Genomic DNA, 13,772 nt, shown 5'->3' on the forward strand with positions numbered 1-13,772 from the left:
ATCAGTCGGTATCTTCGTCAACCCAATCCAAGGTTTTGGAGATTGCCTTTTTCCAATTGCGCAGCAGTCGGTCGCGTTCTTCAGCAGGCATGCTCGGCTCCCACCGTTCACCTTCTTGCCAATTGGCCCTAAGCTCGTCGATTCCGTTCCAAAAGCCAACAGCAAGACCGGCAGCGTAGGCGGCGCCGAGTGCCGTCGTCTCCGCAACAACAGGGCGCACTACCGGTAGACCAAGAATGTCCGCCTGAAATTGCATGAGCGCAGCGTTAGCAACCATGCCGCCATCGACACGTAATTCGGTCATTGCGACATCGGCATCCGCATTGGCCGCGTCGACGACATCACTCGTTTGGAACGCGGTCGCTTCGAGCGCTGCACGAGCGATATGTCCCTTGTTGGCGAAACGGGTGAGTCCGAGAATCGCTCCCCGAGCATCCGGTCGCCAATGTGGGGCGAAAAGTCCCGAAAATGCGGGGACAAAGTAGACGCCACCGTTGTCGTCGACGGATGCCGCGAGTGCTTCAACATCTTCGGAGCGAGAAATAATGCCCAGATTGTCTCGTAGCCACTGCACGAGCGAGCCGGTCACGGCGATCGAACCTTCAATGGCATACCGCGGGGCCGCGTCGCCGAGTTGGTAGGCAAGCGTGGTGATGAGGCCATTGTCGGAATGCACAATATCGGTGCCGGTATTTGTCAGCAAAAAATTACCAGTGCCATAAGTGTTTTTGGATTCACCAGCGTCGAAGGCGGCTTGGCCGAAAGTCGCTGCCTGCTGATCGCCGAGGATGCCAGCGACCGGTACTTCGCGCAGCAAGCTTGAACTCGAAACGGTGCCGTACACCTCCGAAGAACTACGAATCTCGGGCATGAGCGACGCGGGAATGTTGAGCTCCGCAAGGATCTCCTCACTCCACGAGAGGGTTGCAAGGTCCATGAGTAGAGTTCTGCTGGCGTTGGTCACATCGGTGGTGTGCACCCCGCCGTCAGTGCCGCCAGTGAGATTCCACAGCAACCAGGTATCGGGGGTTCCGAAGGCGAGCTCACCGGCTTCCGCGCGTTCGCGGACTCCGTCGACGTTGTCGAGCATCCAGACAATTTTGGATGCGGAGAAATACGTTGCCAGAGGAAGGCCGGTGGTTTTCTTGAACCGGTCGGTGTCGCCACCCGCGATCCGGTCAATGATCGACTGAGTGCGCGTGTCTTGCCAGACAATGGCGTTGTACACCGGTTTGCCGGTGGCACGATCCCAGATGATTGCGGTTTCGCGCTGATTCGTGATGCCGACAGCCGCGATGCTGTGACGGGTGATGTTTGCTTTAGAGAGGGCCTGCCCAATGACTTCGCGCGTGTTGTTCCAAATCTGCACGGGGTCATGTTCGACCCAGCCCGCTTTGGGGAAGATTTGGTCGTGTTCAAGCTGGCCGGAGGTGACGGGCTTGGCATCGTGGTCGAAAATGATTGCGCGGGTGCTTGTGGTGCCCTGATCAATCGAGAGTATGTAGTTCACCGGTTCTCCTTGGTTTTCACTAGTTAGACGGCGTTGACGTAAAGCCAAGCGCCGTTTTCGCGCACAAAGTTGCTGTTTTCGTGTTGCTGGTCGGCCCCGCCATCGTGCCGACAGTGGGCGCGAAATTCGACGGTACCGGTGGTGTCGAACAGGCCTCCGCGCGTGCGGGAGACGATGTCGAGGCGAAACCAGCGCACATCCGGTTCAAGTTCCAGCGTTGCGGGCCGGGTCGACGGATGCCAAGTCTTCAGAAGGTAGGCAGTGTCCCCCACTGCATAAGCGCTATACCGCGAGCGCATGAGGCGTTCAGCGGTGGGAGCGAGTGCTTCACCGCGATGGAACCGGCCGCAGCAAGCGTCGTAGGTTTCGGACGATTGGCAGGGGCACGCATTCATTCATCCAGATTAGCTACTCGGGGCTGGTGCGTCACGACCGTTCACAGCGCGCCACACGAGTATTTGAAACCCAGACTGATTGTGTCGCGTCCATGAAAACTGCGGTGAGTTAGGCGTACGTCGTCGCGAGTAGTTGATCGATAATGCCGATTTCATAGTTCTGGATGGTCGCCATGCGTTCTGCAGTCGCGCGCACGGTGGCGATTGCAGCATTCTCGTTCGCCATTTCGGCCATGTACACTCCACCGACGTGGTGAGCGCGCATGAGGGTAAGAAAGAGCCGTCCTTGCGTTAGACCGGTGGTGGTTGCCAGGGAACTCATTTGATCATCACTGGCGAGGCCCATCATTTCTGTGGCCGGCATCTCCATGCCCATCCAGCCCATGACGGTTTCGGGTGGAGCCGTGCTTTCGCCCCAGACCGTGAGCCAGGTGTGCATCACACCACGTTCAAAGGACTGGTTCTGCAGGATGTCGGCGGCCAACGACTGCACGGAATCTCCGTTATCCCGGCCGATGACACGCTGGCACATGGCGAGCGCTTGCTCGTGGTGCAGCGCCATATCGGTGTAGAAACCGATGTCGGTGTCGTTGGGAGTTTCCGTCGTGACTGCGGCGGCATCCGCTTGCGGTGCAGTGCAGGCGGCGAGCGCCGTTCCTGCCACCGCGAGCGCACCGAAAGCGAGAAAACTGCGGCGAGCCACGCTGCGCGCGCTGTCGCTTTTTCGGATCGAGTTTGGCATTCTTAGCCACCCATTCCGGGCATTCCGCCCGCTTCGCCACCCGGGTTCACGGCGTTGTTACCGCCAAGTGCATCCTCCGCAACATCACCGTAGTAGCACCCGACAAAGTAGGGGAAAGTCGTTGTGGAGTAATAACGGTATTGACCATCGCTGTCGACGCGTCCGTTGCACTCATCGAGATCGCCTGAGCCCTCGACGTAGCTGTGCGCCGCCCACGTGTCTGTGGCGAAGAGCGATTCGTTGGTGAGTTGCCAACTGCTCGTGAGTTGAACAGTCTCGCCGCACGCGTCATCCGAACACACGACGCCCGACATGATGGGGTAACCGTCAGCGGCCCAACCGATCACGAGAGACTCGCCGGTCTCGACCTCATCAGCGTCGTAGAGACAGTCGACACCGTCGGCGTAACCAAACCAGTGCATGTGAAAGTCCGTTGGCCCACTGTGGCTACCGCACTCAGAAAGTGCACCCGCGAGCGACTTCACATCACCGCCGGTACCTTCTGTTGGGCCGTAAATTGGTACGCCGTCGACAGCAACGCCGAGGGCGCCGAGCAGGGGGACAGCAGTGGGCTCGTCCGCCACGGTGGGGTTCACGGGAATGGTCATCGTCACTTCGGAGACCTTGGGCGAACCAGGGGTCGTAGCAATGTAGAAGTAGTCGGGAATGCTGTTGCTCGAGATCGTGAGGGTGTCCCCATCGCAGACAGCCGACAATTCGGGGTCAATGAGATCGGGGTTCGCGCTCTCGACGTCGCGCAATGTTGCGGCCATGGCGTCGCAGTCGCCGTTGGAGGCCGCAAACATTGCCGTTGTGGCGGTCGTGGTAGCTTCGACCGTTGGGGTCGTCGTCTCAGCTGGGGTGGTCTCTGCCGCGGTGCATCCGGCTAGTGCAAGCAGCAGCACGCTGGTCGCGGCTGCCGTCATGAATCGTCGTTTCATTGTCTCTCCTGATCGTGGTGAGACCCATGGTGGCGACTCTTCCTATGAAGCTCTTATGGATAACCTGTGACCTGATCGGGAATACGAAGCTGAATAAATAGTGAAGAAGCTCCATCTTGGCGCGGGGTGAGCGTACCGTTGGCATCGAACTAGGAAATGGCGTTTCTTGTGAACGTCAGCGCGGGCTCGCTAACTTGTGCGGGCTCACATCCGTTCAGCAAGGAGTTATTGTGCGTCTCTCATCCGCAGTCACCTTCGTATCCGATCTCGACAGGTCGATCGCGTTCTATTCTGAACTCCTCGGGCTAACCTGCTCGGTCCGGGATGAGTCCGCAGCGCTTCTCGTTTGTGGCGGAGGCTACGAGCTTTATCTTCGGGGCAAGCATGCTCAGCCAAGCCGTGTGTCGGGTTCCGTCGGTTTGCAGTACCTCATTTGGAGCGCGGACAGCGTAGAGGAATTGGAACGCTGCGAGGAAGTCTTCAAACGTCAGTCACACAATGTGCGACGGGAAAATATTGACGGTTTTGACATTGTTGAAGGGCGCGACCCCGATCACTTGGCGGTGATGGTCGTTTTCCCCGGCCCCGATCAAGCTGCACGACACGCCATCATTCCGCGAATCTATAGCTGGTAGGGCTCTCGAAGAGCAGCTAAATATCAGGAGAGCCGAGATATATAAGCGGCTAGGTGCTGACCTGTGAGCGTCGCCTGAGTTGTAGCAAGATCGGCTGGGGTACCCTCAAAGACGATTGAGCCACCGTCATGACCTGCTCCGGGACCGAGATCAATGATCCAGTCGGCGTGGGCCATTACTGCTTGGTGGTGCTCAACGACAATCACGGTCTTTCCCGAATCGACGAGCCGATCAAGGAGCCCGAGGAGTCGCTCGACATCGGCAAGGTGCAGTCCCGTGGTTGGTTCATCCAGAACATAAACGTCGCCCTTGTCTGCCATCTGGGTAGCGAGCTTGAGCCGTTGGCGCTCACCGCCCGAAAGTGTCGGAAGCGGTTGGCCGAGTCGCAGGTAGCCCAGGCCGACATCGACAAGTCGATCGAGGATGGCGTGGGCTGCAGGCGTGCGTGCCTCGCCGTTGTCGAAGAAGTCTTCAGCCTCGGCGACAGACATGCTGAGCACTTCGCTGATGTCGTGCCCGCCCAGCTTGAACTCGAGCACTGACGCCATAAACCGCTTTCCTTCGCACACTTCGCACGGGGTCGAGACGGTCGCCATAACGCCGAGGTCGGTGTAGATCACGCCGGCGCCGTTGCAGTTGGGGCAGGCGCCTTCGGAGTTGGCGCTGAACAGGGCGGGTTTGACGCCGTTGGCTTTGGCGAACGCTTTGCGAATTGGCTCGAGGAGCCCGGTATACGTGGCGGGATTGCTGCGGCGTGATCCTTTGATTGCGGCCTGATCGACGGACACAACGCCGTCGCGGGGAACCACCGATCCGTGGATGAGTGAACTCTTGCCCGAACCGGCAACCCCTGTCACTACGACGAGGGCGCCGAGCGGGATGTCGACATCCACATTTTTGAGATTGTGGGTGTCAGCGCCGCGAATTTCCATGATGCCGGTGGGGGAGCGGACCTTGTCTTTGACCGAGACCCGGTCGTCAATATGGTGTCCGGTCACAGTGTCGCTGTGGCGCAGCTCGGCGAAGCTGCCCTCGAAGCAAATCTGGCCGCCTTCGGTTCCGGCGCCTGGCCCTAGGTCGACGATGTGGTCGGCAATCGAGATGGTTTCGGGTTTGTGCTCGACGACGAGCACGGTGTTGCCTTTATCACGTAGGCGGAAGAGGAGCTCATTCATCCGCTGAATATCGTGCGGGTGGAGCCCAATCGTCGGCTCATCGAAGACATAAGTAATGTCGGTAAGCGATGAACTGAGATGGCGGATCATTTTGGTGCGCTGTGCCTCACCACCCGAGAGAGTGCCGGCGGGGCGATCGAGGGAGAGATAGCCGAGGCCGATCTCCACGAAGGAGTCGAGAGTTTGCTGCAGCGCGTCAAGCAGTGGGGCAACGGATGGTTCGTTCACGCCGCGCACCCACTCAGCGAGATCGCTGATCTGCATGGCGCAGGCATCCGCAATATTGATTCCAGCAATTTTGGATGCTCGGGCACCCTCGTTGAGCCGGGTGCCACCGCAATCGGCGCACACGGTGAACGTGACCGCCCGATCAACGAAAGCGCGGATGTGCGGCTGCATGGCCTCGCGGTCTTTCGACAGCATCGACTTCTGAATCTTGGGAATCAACCCCTCATAGGTCATGTTTATCGACTGCATTTTGACTTTGACCGGCTCTTTGTAAAGAAAATCGTGCAGCTCAGTCTTGCTGTAGTTCTTGATGGGCTTGTCCCGGTCGAGGAAGCCTGACTCGGTGAAGATGCGCACCATCCAGCCATCGGCGGTGTAGTTCGGGATGGTGAGCGCACCGTCGGCGAGCGACTTGCTGTCGTCGTAGAGCTGCGTGAGATCGATGTCGTTGATGGTGCCACGGCCGTCACACGTGGGGCACATGCCGCCGGTAACGCTGAATTCGCGGCGCTCCTTGGTCGTGACTCCTGCCTTTTCAAAAGTGACAGCGCCGGCCCCAGAGATGGATGCCACATTGAAAGAGAACGCTTGCGGCGAGCCAACGTGGGGCTGACCGAGACGGCTGAAGATGATGCGGAGCATGGCGTTCGCATCGGTTGCCGTGCCAACGGTCGAGCGAGCGTTGGACCCCATCCGCTCTTGGTCGACGATGATTGCGGTCGTGAGTCCCTCGAGTACATCGACGTCGGGCCGGGTGAGCGTCGGCATGAAACCCTGAAGGAACGCGCTGTAGGTCTCGTTGATCATGCGCTGCGACTCAGCCGCGATCGTGCCAAAGACTAGCGAACTCTTGCCTGAACCCGAGACTCCTGTGAAGACCGTCAGGCGGCGTTTCGGGATGTCGACACTTACGTCCGTGAGGTTGTTCTCGCGAGCGCCCCGCACTCGAATCACGTCATGGCTGTCAGCAGAGTGGGTGCTGGGGGAGTCGCGGTTGCTTGTGCTAGCCATCGTGGGTGCCTCCTTGGCGCGCGTACACAGCGCAGAACCGGAACGGATTCACTTTATCTCGTTGTGTTGTGAACGTGAGGTTGAGCGTCCGGTCGAAGGGGGTAGCGGTGCCAGATGATTGTGAAGTCAAACGGCACCGCTAGCGACGAAAGAGTGGCGCTACTTGATGGTTCCGGTAGCTTCTGCTTCTGCACGCTTGTCGTGGTCAAGATCTCCGTCGGCGTCGACTGGCGTGACGGTGGCGTCGAAAGTGATGGGCGATCCAGCTTGATAAGGGAAGTTCTGAGCAGTTGAGTAGCGCTCACCGGTACCGAAGGTGTAGATGCTCGGATCGACGAACGAGTCTGGACCGAAGATGTCGTAGCTGAGCCCGACTGCCGTGAAAAGATCACGGTCGACAACCGAGTCCATTCCCTGAAGGTAAGGCCAGTCGTCATAGCGGGCGCTCACGTTCACGAGGCTGGCGCCCAAATCGATAGCATCACCGGTGTTTGACACAACGTAGTTCACGAACACGATGTCGTCGCCGATGTCGATGATCGGCTTGTTCGTATCGGGATTCGCAAATTGCCCGGTCTTCGTCGCGGCTACGACGTCTACTTGGTAGACCTCGACCACGATGTCTCCGACCGTGATGGTCGAAATTTTCTCACCGGCGGTGACAGCGGGAAGAGCCCAAGCGGGCTGGCCCTCGGCGTTAACAGCAGGAACCTCTTCTGCTTCTTCGGTTGTGTCGACGTCAGCTGCCTCGGGAGCAGGCGCCGGTTCTGCAGCGCAAGCAGCGAGGCCAAAAATTCCGATTCCCGCTAACGAGGCGGCGGCGAGGGGGCGTGAAAAACGCAAAATATTTCCAATCATCGGAGACGTCAAAGATCCCGACTGTATCACGAACATTCCTCGACTACTGGTCCAAATACGGGTTTGCGTGCGACTCTAATCTGATGATCAATCATGATGGGGGACCCTGGTGATGCAATTTCGCTCACTCTCGAAGCGATTCGGTGACAAGCTCGCTCTCGATAACCTGAGCTTCACCGCCGAGCCCGGGCGAGTAACGGGGTTTCTGGGGCCGAACGGTTCCGGTAAGACCACGACGATGCGCATCTTGCTCGGCCTTGAAACCGCGACCTCCGGCGTAGCCCTGGTTGGAGGGGAGGCCTACGGGCGGATCAAGGACCCGTTGTTTCAGGTTGGTGCTCTACTGGATGCCCGCAACGCGCATCCGGGTCGCACCGGCTTCGACCATCTCAGGGCGCTGGCCCTCACCCATGGGATCCCCAACGAACGCGTTGAATTCGTGCTCGAAGAGGTGGGCCTTAGCGGTGTGGCCTCTCGTCGCGTCGGTGGTTACTCGCTCGGAATGCGGCAACGCCTCGGCATCGCGGCCTCCATGCTGGGCGATCCTGTCGTGTACGTGTTCGATGAGCCAGTGAACGGTCTCGATCCCGACGGCGTGATCTGGTTTCGGGAATTGGTGAAGGGCTTCGCGGCGGAGGGTCGCACAGTGCTGCTGTCCTCGCATCTGATTAGCGAAGTGGCACTCACTGCTGACCATGTCGTGATTGTCGGGCGAGGGAAGGTGCTCGCTGATTCGCCGCTAGCGGAACTTGCTCGTCTCCATGGTGCGGAAAGAGTCCTTGTGCGTTCTGGGCGCGCGCATGAGCTCATTGCGCCGCTCACTATGCTCGGCGCACGCGTAGAAGCCCAGGCAGACGCGCTCACTATCGAAGGCCTGACCGCAGCTGACGTTGGCGCTGTAGTCGCTCGTCTCGGCATCCCGCTTTCTGAATTGCGAACTCAGATTGACTCTCTCGAAGACACCTATCGGCAGCTCACTGACTCAAGTGTTGAATATCGGACAGGTTCGTAGCGGTGCGCGTGGTTACTGCTAATCAGGCGCGGGGCAGATTCGCGGTTCCGCGGGCGGCGTGGAGACTCGTGCGGTCCGAAGGAGTAAAACTGTGGTCGCTGATCGCGACGCGCGGCGTTGTGGCTGTGCTGGTTCTCCTTCCCATCGTGCTCGGGGCAGTACGAGTGCTGCCTGTCCGTGTCTACACGGATGAGTTAGTCCAGCGCGACGGCACTCCCATACTGTTCGAAGCAATCGCGTTGAGCGCTCTGCCGGTGGCGTTTCTTGCTGCAATTGTGGGCGTCATTGCGATGAGTTCCGAATACGCCGATGATGTACTCTCCGGCTCGTTGACTGCTGTGCCACGACGGTGGGCTTTGATCGTGGCCAAGGTTGCACCGACGACGGTGCTCGCTTTTCTCACAAGTGTTACCGGATCGTCCGCCGCAGCGTGGATCGCGTTCGTCACGCTTGATTCGCGTGGCTACCTCGCTGCTTCGCTGCGCGAGACGACTGTCGTGATTCTGAGCGTCGCCGGGGGCAGTGTGCTATTCGCGATTCTTGGTATCGCTGCCGCTGCGATGTCACGCTCCACGGCGATTGCGGTGCTGATCGTGCTCGGCACCGTATTCTTGCTGCCGAGGCTGGTACTTGTTGTCGCGGGCGAGGCAGGGCTGCGACTCATTGACTGGTTGCCAGCCTCAGCCCTTCAAGCGATGACCACGCATGTGCCAGCCCAGGCAATCGCGACGGACATGGCCCCGGCATCCTCGCTGACGCCGGGTGAAGGCTTCCTGTCGCTGCTCGTGGCTTCGGTTTTCGCGCTCGGGATATCGATCGTCATCTTCTCTCGACGACGCGTGCACAGTGTTATTGGGGCCGGACGGGCGCGGAAATTGCTGCTTCAGCGTCGAAGGCTGCGAGAGCGTCCACTTCGTTCCAGCTTTGCGGGGGTGCTGCGCTCAGAAGCGCTCAAGGCTTGCAGTACGCCCGCGGTGAGATGGCTACTGGTGCTCAGTTGGGTAGCGAACGTCTGGTTGGCCTGCCAATGGGCGGGGGCGTATACGCCAGAGCAGCAGCAGGTCGATCCGCTGATTTCTGGGGACCTTGAGTTGCTCACTTTCGATCAAGCGAATCGGAGCATCGTCGCGGGGCTTACTTTGAGTCATCTCCTCATCGCTGGCGTGGGAGCGATCATCGCGACGGCTGACTTTTCTACCGGAACGATCCGCCCGGCTCTGACTGCCGTGCCCAATCGGGGCCGGTTGGTTCTCGGGAAGGTGATCGTCGCGGCCACTGCGACGCTGATCGTGACGGCCACATCGCTCATCGTTGCTGCACCGCTAGTCGTGGTCATCTTGCAGCGGCAGGGCTACATTCCTTCTCTGGCAGACCCAATCGTCGCGCTGTCAATCATCAGTGGCGCGCTCAGCCTTGTTCTCACCGCAGTGATCGGCTGCGGAATAGGGATCCTCGTGCGTTCAGCCGCAGGAACCTTGCTCGCCGTAGCGGCGACCTTTATCGTTTTCCCTTACCTGCTGCACTGGCTGCAGGAACCGACCGCGCGAACACCGTTCGTGTGGTTCGCCAACATCTCGCAGTTTTTTCCGGATCCCGTCGAGGCAGCGTGGATTTCATCCCCAAATACCTTCTACCAAGTCTTTGACGAAGACAACCGAATGCACTTCTACTCGGAACAAGACATGCCGATGCTGGTGTTGTGGGCGCTCGGAGCGGTGCTGTTTGGCTGGCTGAGATTGCGTCGCCGCGGTGTCTAAGCGACATCCGTAATAGCGCGCAACGCCAGCAAGTGCTGCTCATACGCACGGTAGCCAGCTGCTGTTGACGTCACCCAGGTTCGCCGGCGATTGCCGACCGTTCCTTTGATCGCTTTCGCGTAGCCGGCATCCACTAGGTAGCTGATCGCTTTGCTGAGGGCGGAGTCTTCAACCTCCAGCAGCGTCTTGAGCGTGGCGAAGTCGATCTCATTGCTGCGCCCGAGCGCTGCCATGAGGGAAAGCCTCACGGGCGTGAGGAACGCGTCATCGAGCTGGTGGCGGGGATGCTTCACGGTGTTGAGACTGTAGATTCTGCACCTGCACCTGCACCTGCACCTGCACCTGAATCTGTATCTCCGGATGCGGATGCTGGCAGCGCTGACGCTACGAGCATGATCAGACAAACACCGATGCCGAGGCCAGCTGTCACGGCGGGGGAGTGCGCTCCGGAAGTGGGAATGATGATCGACAGAGCGAAGAGCGTGCTGGTGGTCACGCCGAAGGCACTCCACTGAATCCAGCCCCATTCGAAACCCGCTCGGGAGAGCACCCAAGGCGACGCCGTGATCACTAAGGAAACGGAGATGCCGATGAGCGCAGCAATCGTCACGAGAGACGACAGGATGGGGGTGGTTGCGGTCACGACGAGCAGCCCACCGAACACTCCCATAATGGCCGTGTTCCAGCGCACTGGTCTGCTTAACGCCATGTGCCGCTGTTGCATGCGATTGTCAGGCCGAGGAGTTCGCGCTAACTGCCTGACGGATTTCGCGGTGAACAATACAAAGATTGACAGCGCCACGACGACGTTGAGCCAAGAGAAATAGGACACGTCGAACACTGACAAGGCAAGGAGAGCTGCCATTGCCGCAAACACTAGTGCCATCGGAATCCAAAACTTTCGGGATGGCATGACGCGGATTCCGAAGCGTTCACGTGCGCCCGTAGTGAGCGAACTGAAGGCCAGAATCGGAACGAGAAGCAGCGACACCAGCGCGAAGCCACCGGACTGGGCGTCAGACTCCGTGTTGAGATCTGCGGACGCGGCAAAAAGCAATACACCGACATAGACAGACATGATCGTGCCGGTCCACATTTCAAACCAGGCATACGATCGCAGGGGAGCGTGCTGGTCAATTCGATCGCGCATGACGTGTTCTCGATGCAATTGCTCCGACGCCTCCTGCGGCGATGTGGAAGTACGGTGGTCGTCGGCTGGCGTGCCTTCAGGGTAACTTTCCATTTGGAAAGTGTAGCTTAAATGAGCTTTACGCAACAAGATGTTGGCCCCTTTGCCTCAACCGTTGATGTCAACGTCGTCGACCGCTCGAGGGTGCGCCACGTTTCATATAGCTGCCGAAACCGAGCTGAGATGCATCGCCAAAGTATTGACGACGGTTATGGACGGCAGGGGGATCGAGTGCGATTGAGCGAAGAGAGGCGGCCTTACCAAATCTAAGCTGACATAATGCGCATTATCGGATACCAAATACAAGCTGGAGAGCGGTGCCATAAGCCTTGGGTTATAGCGGCGGCATCAAATCGACCGTAACGGTTCACAGCTGTTGGTTGTCATTTCTCACTGCAATCAAGTGCGTCTCGTCCGGGTCAATGTCCAACTCATCCCGAACGGAGACAAATCAATCGATTCGTCGGCATTAAAACGAACTAAAAACTAGGACTCCGGCTGCTTACAAAGCGTGCCAGCGCCTCGGCGGCGGCTTCATGATCGATGGCGTCAGGCTCCCCCGACATCGTGATCGTGCCGACAATAGCGCCGTCTACCCAAAGCGGAATCGATCCACCATGAGCCTTGAGGGCGTCGTGGTCGATATCGGTCCGTTCCTCGAACGGCGTACCGGCGGTGAGGTGGCGCAGCTTCACTAACAGCGATGGTTCGCCAAAGTGCTTCGCCGCTGCGGCCTTTCCCGCAAGCCACGGGTCGTTGTCCGCGTTTGTTGACTTCAGCTTCGCCTTGAACACAACATCGTCGCCCAGAACGATTTCGACCGCGAGGTTGAGATCCCACTCCTGAACGACCTGAACGGCAATCAGTCCGAGAGCAACGGCATCGTCATTGCTGATGCTCTCGAACTCAATCTCATTCAGATACTCAATGTCGGGCACTGAATAATGCGGTAGCGGACGGCTCATTGGTTCATCTCTCCTAGTTGTTCACGAATCACGCTGACAAGCTCGGCCGGCTCGAATCGGTCTGTTGTGGCTGCAAGTTGGTCAATGGTCCACCAGCGGTGCTCGAGAACATCGACACGCTCGTCGTCTGTCCACTGGGCGTCCGACGGCGTGAAGGCATCCGTCGTCGCAGCGTAGTACACAGCGTGGCCGGTGTCGTGATTGGCAGCATCCCACTCGACCTCAAAATCGTGCGACCAGACGGGCTCGTCAAGCAAAGACAGCACGAGCCCTGTTTCTTCTTCGAGTTCACGTACTGCCGCCTCATGGTGCGACTCCCCCGGATCCACGCCGCCACCAGGCGTCAACCAGCGCGCGATACCGCTTGTATCTGGTGCTTTCGTCAGAAAAAGCAAGAATCGCTGATCGCGATCGAATAGTAGTACGCGGCTCGATGAGCGATTTACTGCCATCAGAGTGCTTCTCCCGTTTCCAAGTAGCTCTTCAGCCCGCTGTAAATTTCCGGGGTATCGTCTGCGGCTGATTTCGCGGATGCGGGGCCGAGACCCGAGATCGTCACTGTCAAACGGGTCGACCCATTCTCGCGAGTCTCAAGGGCGTAACTGAGTTCACCGGCGGCTTCAGCGGCGCTGGCATCGTCCCAGCGCGGGTCAAAGGTCACCCGCAAATAACGGGGTGCGTCAATTTCAAGCACAGCTCCTACGATGAGCTCGAATCCGTCGGAGGACATGGCATAGCCCTCCCCCGCCGTCCAGGTGCTCTCGATCACGGAGCCCCACATCCACGCTCGCGGTACGCCCGTATCGGTCAACTCATCCCACATTTTTTGGCGGTCTGCCCGGATATCAATGCGGTAGACAACATTGGGGGTGAGTTCGGTCGAGTCGTGCATGATCTCCCTTTCGTCGGAGCCTTCCCGATGGTTTTGCCGATCGAGCAAAACTTGGGCTGCAGAGGCAGAAAACGTTCCGAGCCAGCGAGAAGCAACTTCTTGGAGCGGCACCGGGTTGAGGTGGTGCAGCTTGAGTCGCCCGTCGCGAACGGTTGTGACGAGCTCGGCTGATTCCAGCACCTTGAGGTGCGCGGCGACTCCAAACCGCGTCATCTCCGGAAGGAGGTCGGCGAGTTCACTGAGAGATTGACCATCCCTAGTGCGAAGCGCATCCAGAAGATCGCGACGGCTGACGTCGGCGAGAGCTTTGAAGACTAAGTCCATGAAGCGATTATAGGAGAGTAAATACTCACCTATCAAGAGTTGATTGCAGAATTATCCGAACTGATGAGCAATTATCACTAGACGGCTGAGCCGGAAAATGCCCGCCTCTGGTGAGAAATCGCAAGGATCGACGGTTTC

14 protein-coding genes are annotated in these 13,772 nt (G+C 58.8%); 3 read left to right on the forward strand and 11 right to left on the reverse strand.

The features are described from left to right. Position 1 precedes the first annotated feature (1 nt). The 4 genes from glpK to ON14_RS01025 all read right to left on the reverse strand — a co-directional run bounded on the left by glpK (position 2) and on the right by ON14_RS01025 (position 3,588). Complete coding sequence (gene glpK / locus ON14_RS01010) at positions 2 to 1,510, reverse strand: glycerol kinase GlpK (protein ID WP_010202377.1); 1,509 nt, start codon at positions 1,508 to 1,510, stop codon at positions 2 to 4. 23 nt (positions 1,511 to 1,533) lie between these two features. Beyond that, on the reverse strand, positions 1,534 to 1,905 hold the full coding sequence (locus tag ON14_RS01015) for a YchJ family protein (RefSeq protein WP_010202379.1): 372 nt from the start codon (positions 1,903 to 1,905) through the stop codon (positions 1,534 to 1,536). A 109-nt stretch (positions 1,906 to 2,014) separates the two neighbouring features. Continuing rightward, positions 2,015 to 2,647, reverse strand: coding sequence for a DUF305 domain-containing protein (locus ON14_RS01020; protein ID WP_010202381.1), 633 nt, complete (start codon positions 2,645 to 2,647; stop codon positions 2,015 to 2,017). A gap of 2 nt (positions 2,648 to 2,649) precedes the next feature. After that, positions 2,650 to 3,588, reverse strand: a complete 939-nt coding sequence (locus tag ON14_RS01025) for a YHYH protein (protein ID WP_141629902.1) — start codon at positions 3,586 to 3,588, stop codon at positions 2,650 to 2,652. Between the two features lie 230 nt (positions 3,589 to 3,818). Between ON14_RS01025 and ON14_RS01030 the strand changes: the two genes are divergently transcribed. Continuing rightward, the gene (locus tag ON14_RS01030) at positions 3,819 to 4,223 is read left to right on the forward strand and encodes a VOC family protein (protein ID WP_010202386.1); all 405 of its coding nucleotides are present in this window, start codon (positions 3,819 to 3,821) and stop codon (positions 4,221 to 4,223) included. 23 nt (positions 4,224 to 4,246) lie between these two features. Here ON14_RS01030 and ON14_RS01035 read toward each other — a convergent pair whose 3' ends face one another. After that, on the reverse strand, positions 4,247 to 6,637 hold the full coding sequence (locus tag ON14_RS01035) for an ATP-binding cassette domain-containing protein (RefSeq protein ID WP_010202387.1): 2,391 nt from the start codon (positions 6,635 to 6,637) through the stop codon (positions 4,247 to 4,249). 159 nt (positions 6,638 to 6,796) lie between these two features. Further along, the gene (locus ON14_RS01040; RefSeq protein ID WP_050992976.1) at positions 6,797 to 7,495 is read right to left on the reverse strand and encodes a hypothetical protein; all 699 of its coding nucleotides are present in this window, start codon (positions 7,493 to 7,495) and stop codon (positions 6,797 to 6,799) included. Positions 7,496 to 7,607: 112 nt separating this feature from the next. On the opposite strand from ON14_RS01040, the gene ON14_RS01045 reads away from it, so the two are divergent. Together ON14_RS01045 and ON14_RS01050 are read left to right on the forward strand one after the other, a co-directional pair. After that, positions 7,608 to 8,507 (forward strand): ATP-binding cassette domain-containing protein, encoded by a 900-nt coding sequence (locus ON14_RS01045; RefSeq protein WP_010202391.1) that lies wholly within the window; start codon positions 7,608 to 7,610, stop codon positions 8,505 to 8,507. A 68-nt stretch (positions 8,508 to 8,575) separates the two neighbouring features. After that, on the forward strand, positions 8,576 to 10,264 hold the full coding sequence (locus ON14_RS01050; RefSeq protein WP_010202393.1) for an ABC transporter protein: 1,689 nt from the start codon (positions 8,576 to 8,578) through the stop codon (positions 10,262 to 10,264). On the opposite strand, the gene ON14_RS01055 is transcribed toward ON14_RS01050, so the two are convergent. The 5 genes from ON14_RS01055 to ON14_RS01075 form a co-directional block, all read right to left on the reverse strand. Next, on the reverse strand, positions 10,261 to 10,557 hold the full coding sequence (locus ON14_RS01055) for a transcriptional regulator (RefSeq protein ID WP_010202394.1): 297 nt from the start codon (positions 10,555 to 10,557) through the stop codon (positions 10,261 to 10,263). The genes ON14_RS01050 and ON14_RS01055 overlap by 4 nt on opposite strands. Further along, a complete protein-coding gene (locus tag ON14_RS01060) occupies positions 10,554 to 11,507 on the reverse strand; it encodes a hypothetical protein (RefSeq protein WP_141629903.1) in 954 nt (317 codons plus the stop codon). The genes ON14_RS01055 and ON14_RS01060 overlap by 4 nt, the downstream gene beginning before the upstream one ends. A 425-nt stretch (positions 11,508 to 11,932) precedes the next feature. Beyond that, positions 11,933 to 12,418 (reverse strand): heme-binding protein, encoded by a 486-nt coding sequence (locus ON14_RS01065; RefSeq protein WP_010202396.1) that lies wholly within the window; start codon positions 12,416 to 12,418, stop codon positions 11,933 to 11,935. After that, entirely contained in the window at positions 12,415 to 12,870 is a 456-nt protein-coding gene (locus tag ON14_RS01070) for an NUDIX hydrolase (RefSeq protein ID WP_010202397.1), read from the reverse strand. The genes ON14_RS01065 and ON14_RS01070 overlap by 4 nt, the downstream gene beginning before the upstream one ends. Continuing rightward, positions 12,870 to 13,634 (reverse strand): ArsR/SmtB family transcription factor, encoded by a 765-nt coding sequence (locus tag ON14_RS01075; protein ID WP_010202398.1) that lies wholly within the window; start codon positions 13,632 to 13,634, stop codon positions 12,870 to 12,872. Before ON14_RS01075 ends, ON14_RS01070 begins: the two co-directional genes overlap by 1 nt. Positions 13,635 to 13,772: the final 138 nt, after the last annotated feature.

The organism is Salinibacterium sp. PAMC 21357, assembly GCF_000247645.1.
GTDB lineage: Bacteria > Actinomycetota > Actinomycetes > Actinomycetales > Microbacteriaceae > Rhodoglobus.

What these genes read in the sequence shown, in the direction of transcription:
- ON14_RS01015 (WP_010202379.1), bottom strand. Translation starts at nt 1,905, where the DNA reads ATGAATGCGTGCCCCTGCCAATCGTCCGAAACCTACGACGCTTGCTGC.
- ON14_RS01025 (WP_141629902.1), bottom strand. Translation starts at nt 3,588, where the DNA reads ATGAAACGACGATTCATGACGGCAGCCGCGACCAGCGTGCTGCTGCTT.
- ON14_RS01045 (WP_010202391.1), top strand. Translation starts at nt 7,608, where the DNA reads ATGCAATTTCGCTCACTCTCGAAGCGATTCGGTGACAAGCTCGCTCTC.
- ON14_RS01065 (WP_010202396.1), bottom strand. Translation starts at nt 12,418, where the DNA reads ATGAGCCGTCCGCTACCGCATTATTCAGTGCCCGACATTGAGTATCTG.
- ON14_RS01040 (WP_050992976.1), bottom strand. Translation starts at nt 7,495, where the DNA reads ATGATTGGAAATATTTTGCGTTTTTCACGCCCCCTCGCCGCCGCCTCG.
- ON14_RS01060 (WP_141629903.1), bottom strand. Translation starts at nt 11,507, where the DNA reads ATGGAAAGTTACCCTGAAGGCACGCCAGCCGACGACCACCGTACTTCC.
- ON14_RS01075 (WP_010202398.1), bottom strand. Translation starts at nt 13,634, where the DNA reads ATGGACTTAGTCTTCAAAGCTCTCGCCGACGTCAGCCGTCGCGATCTT.
- ON14_RS01020 (WP_010202381.1), bottom strand. Translation starts at nt 2,647, where the DNA reads ATGCCAAACTCGATCCGAAAAAGCGACAGCGCGCGCAGCGTGGCTCGC.
- ON14_RS01070 (WP_010202397.1), bottom strand. Translation starts at nt 12,870, where the DNA reads ATGGCAGTAAATCGCTCATCGAGCCGCGTACTACTATTCGATCGCGAT.
- ON14_RS01035 (WP_010202387.1), bottom strand. Translation starts at nt 6,637, where the DNA reads ATGGCTAGCACAAGCAACCGCGACTCCCCCAGCACCCACTCTGCTGAC.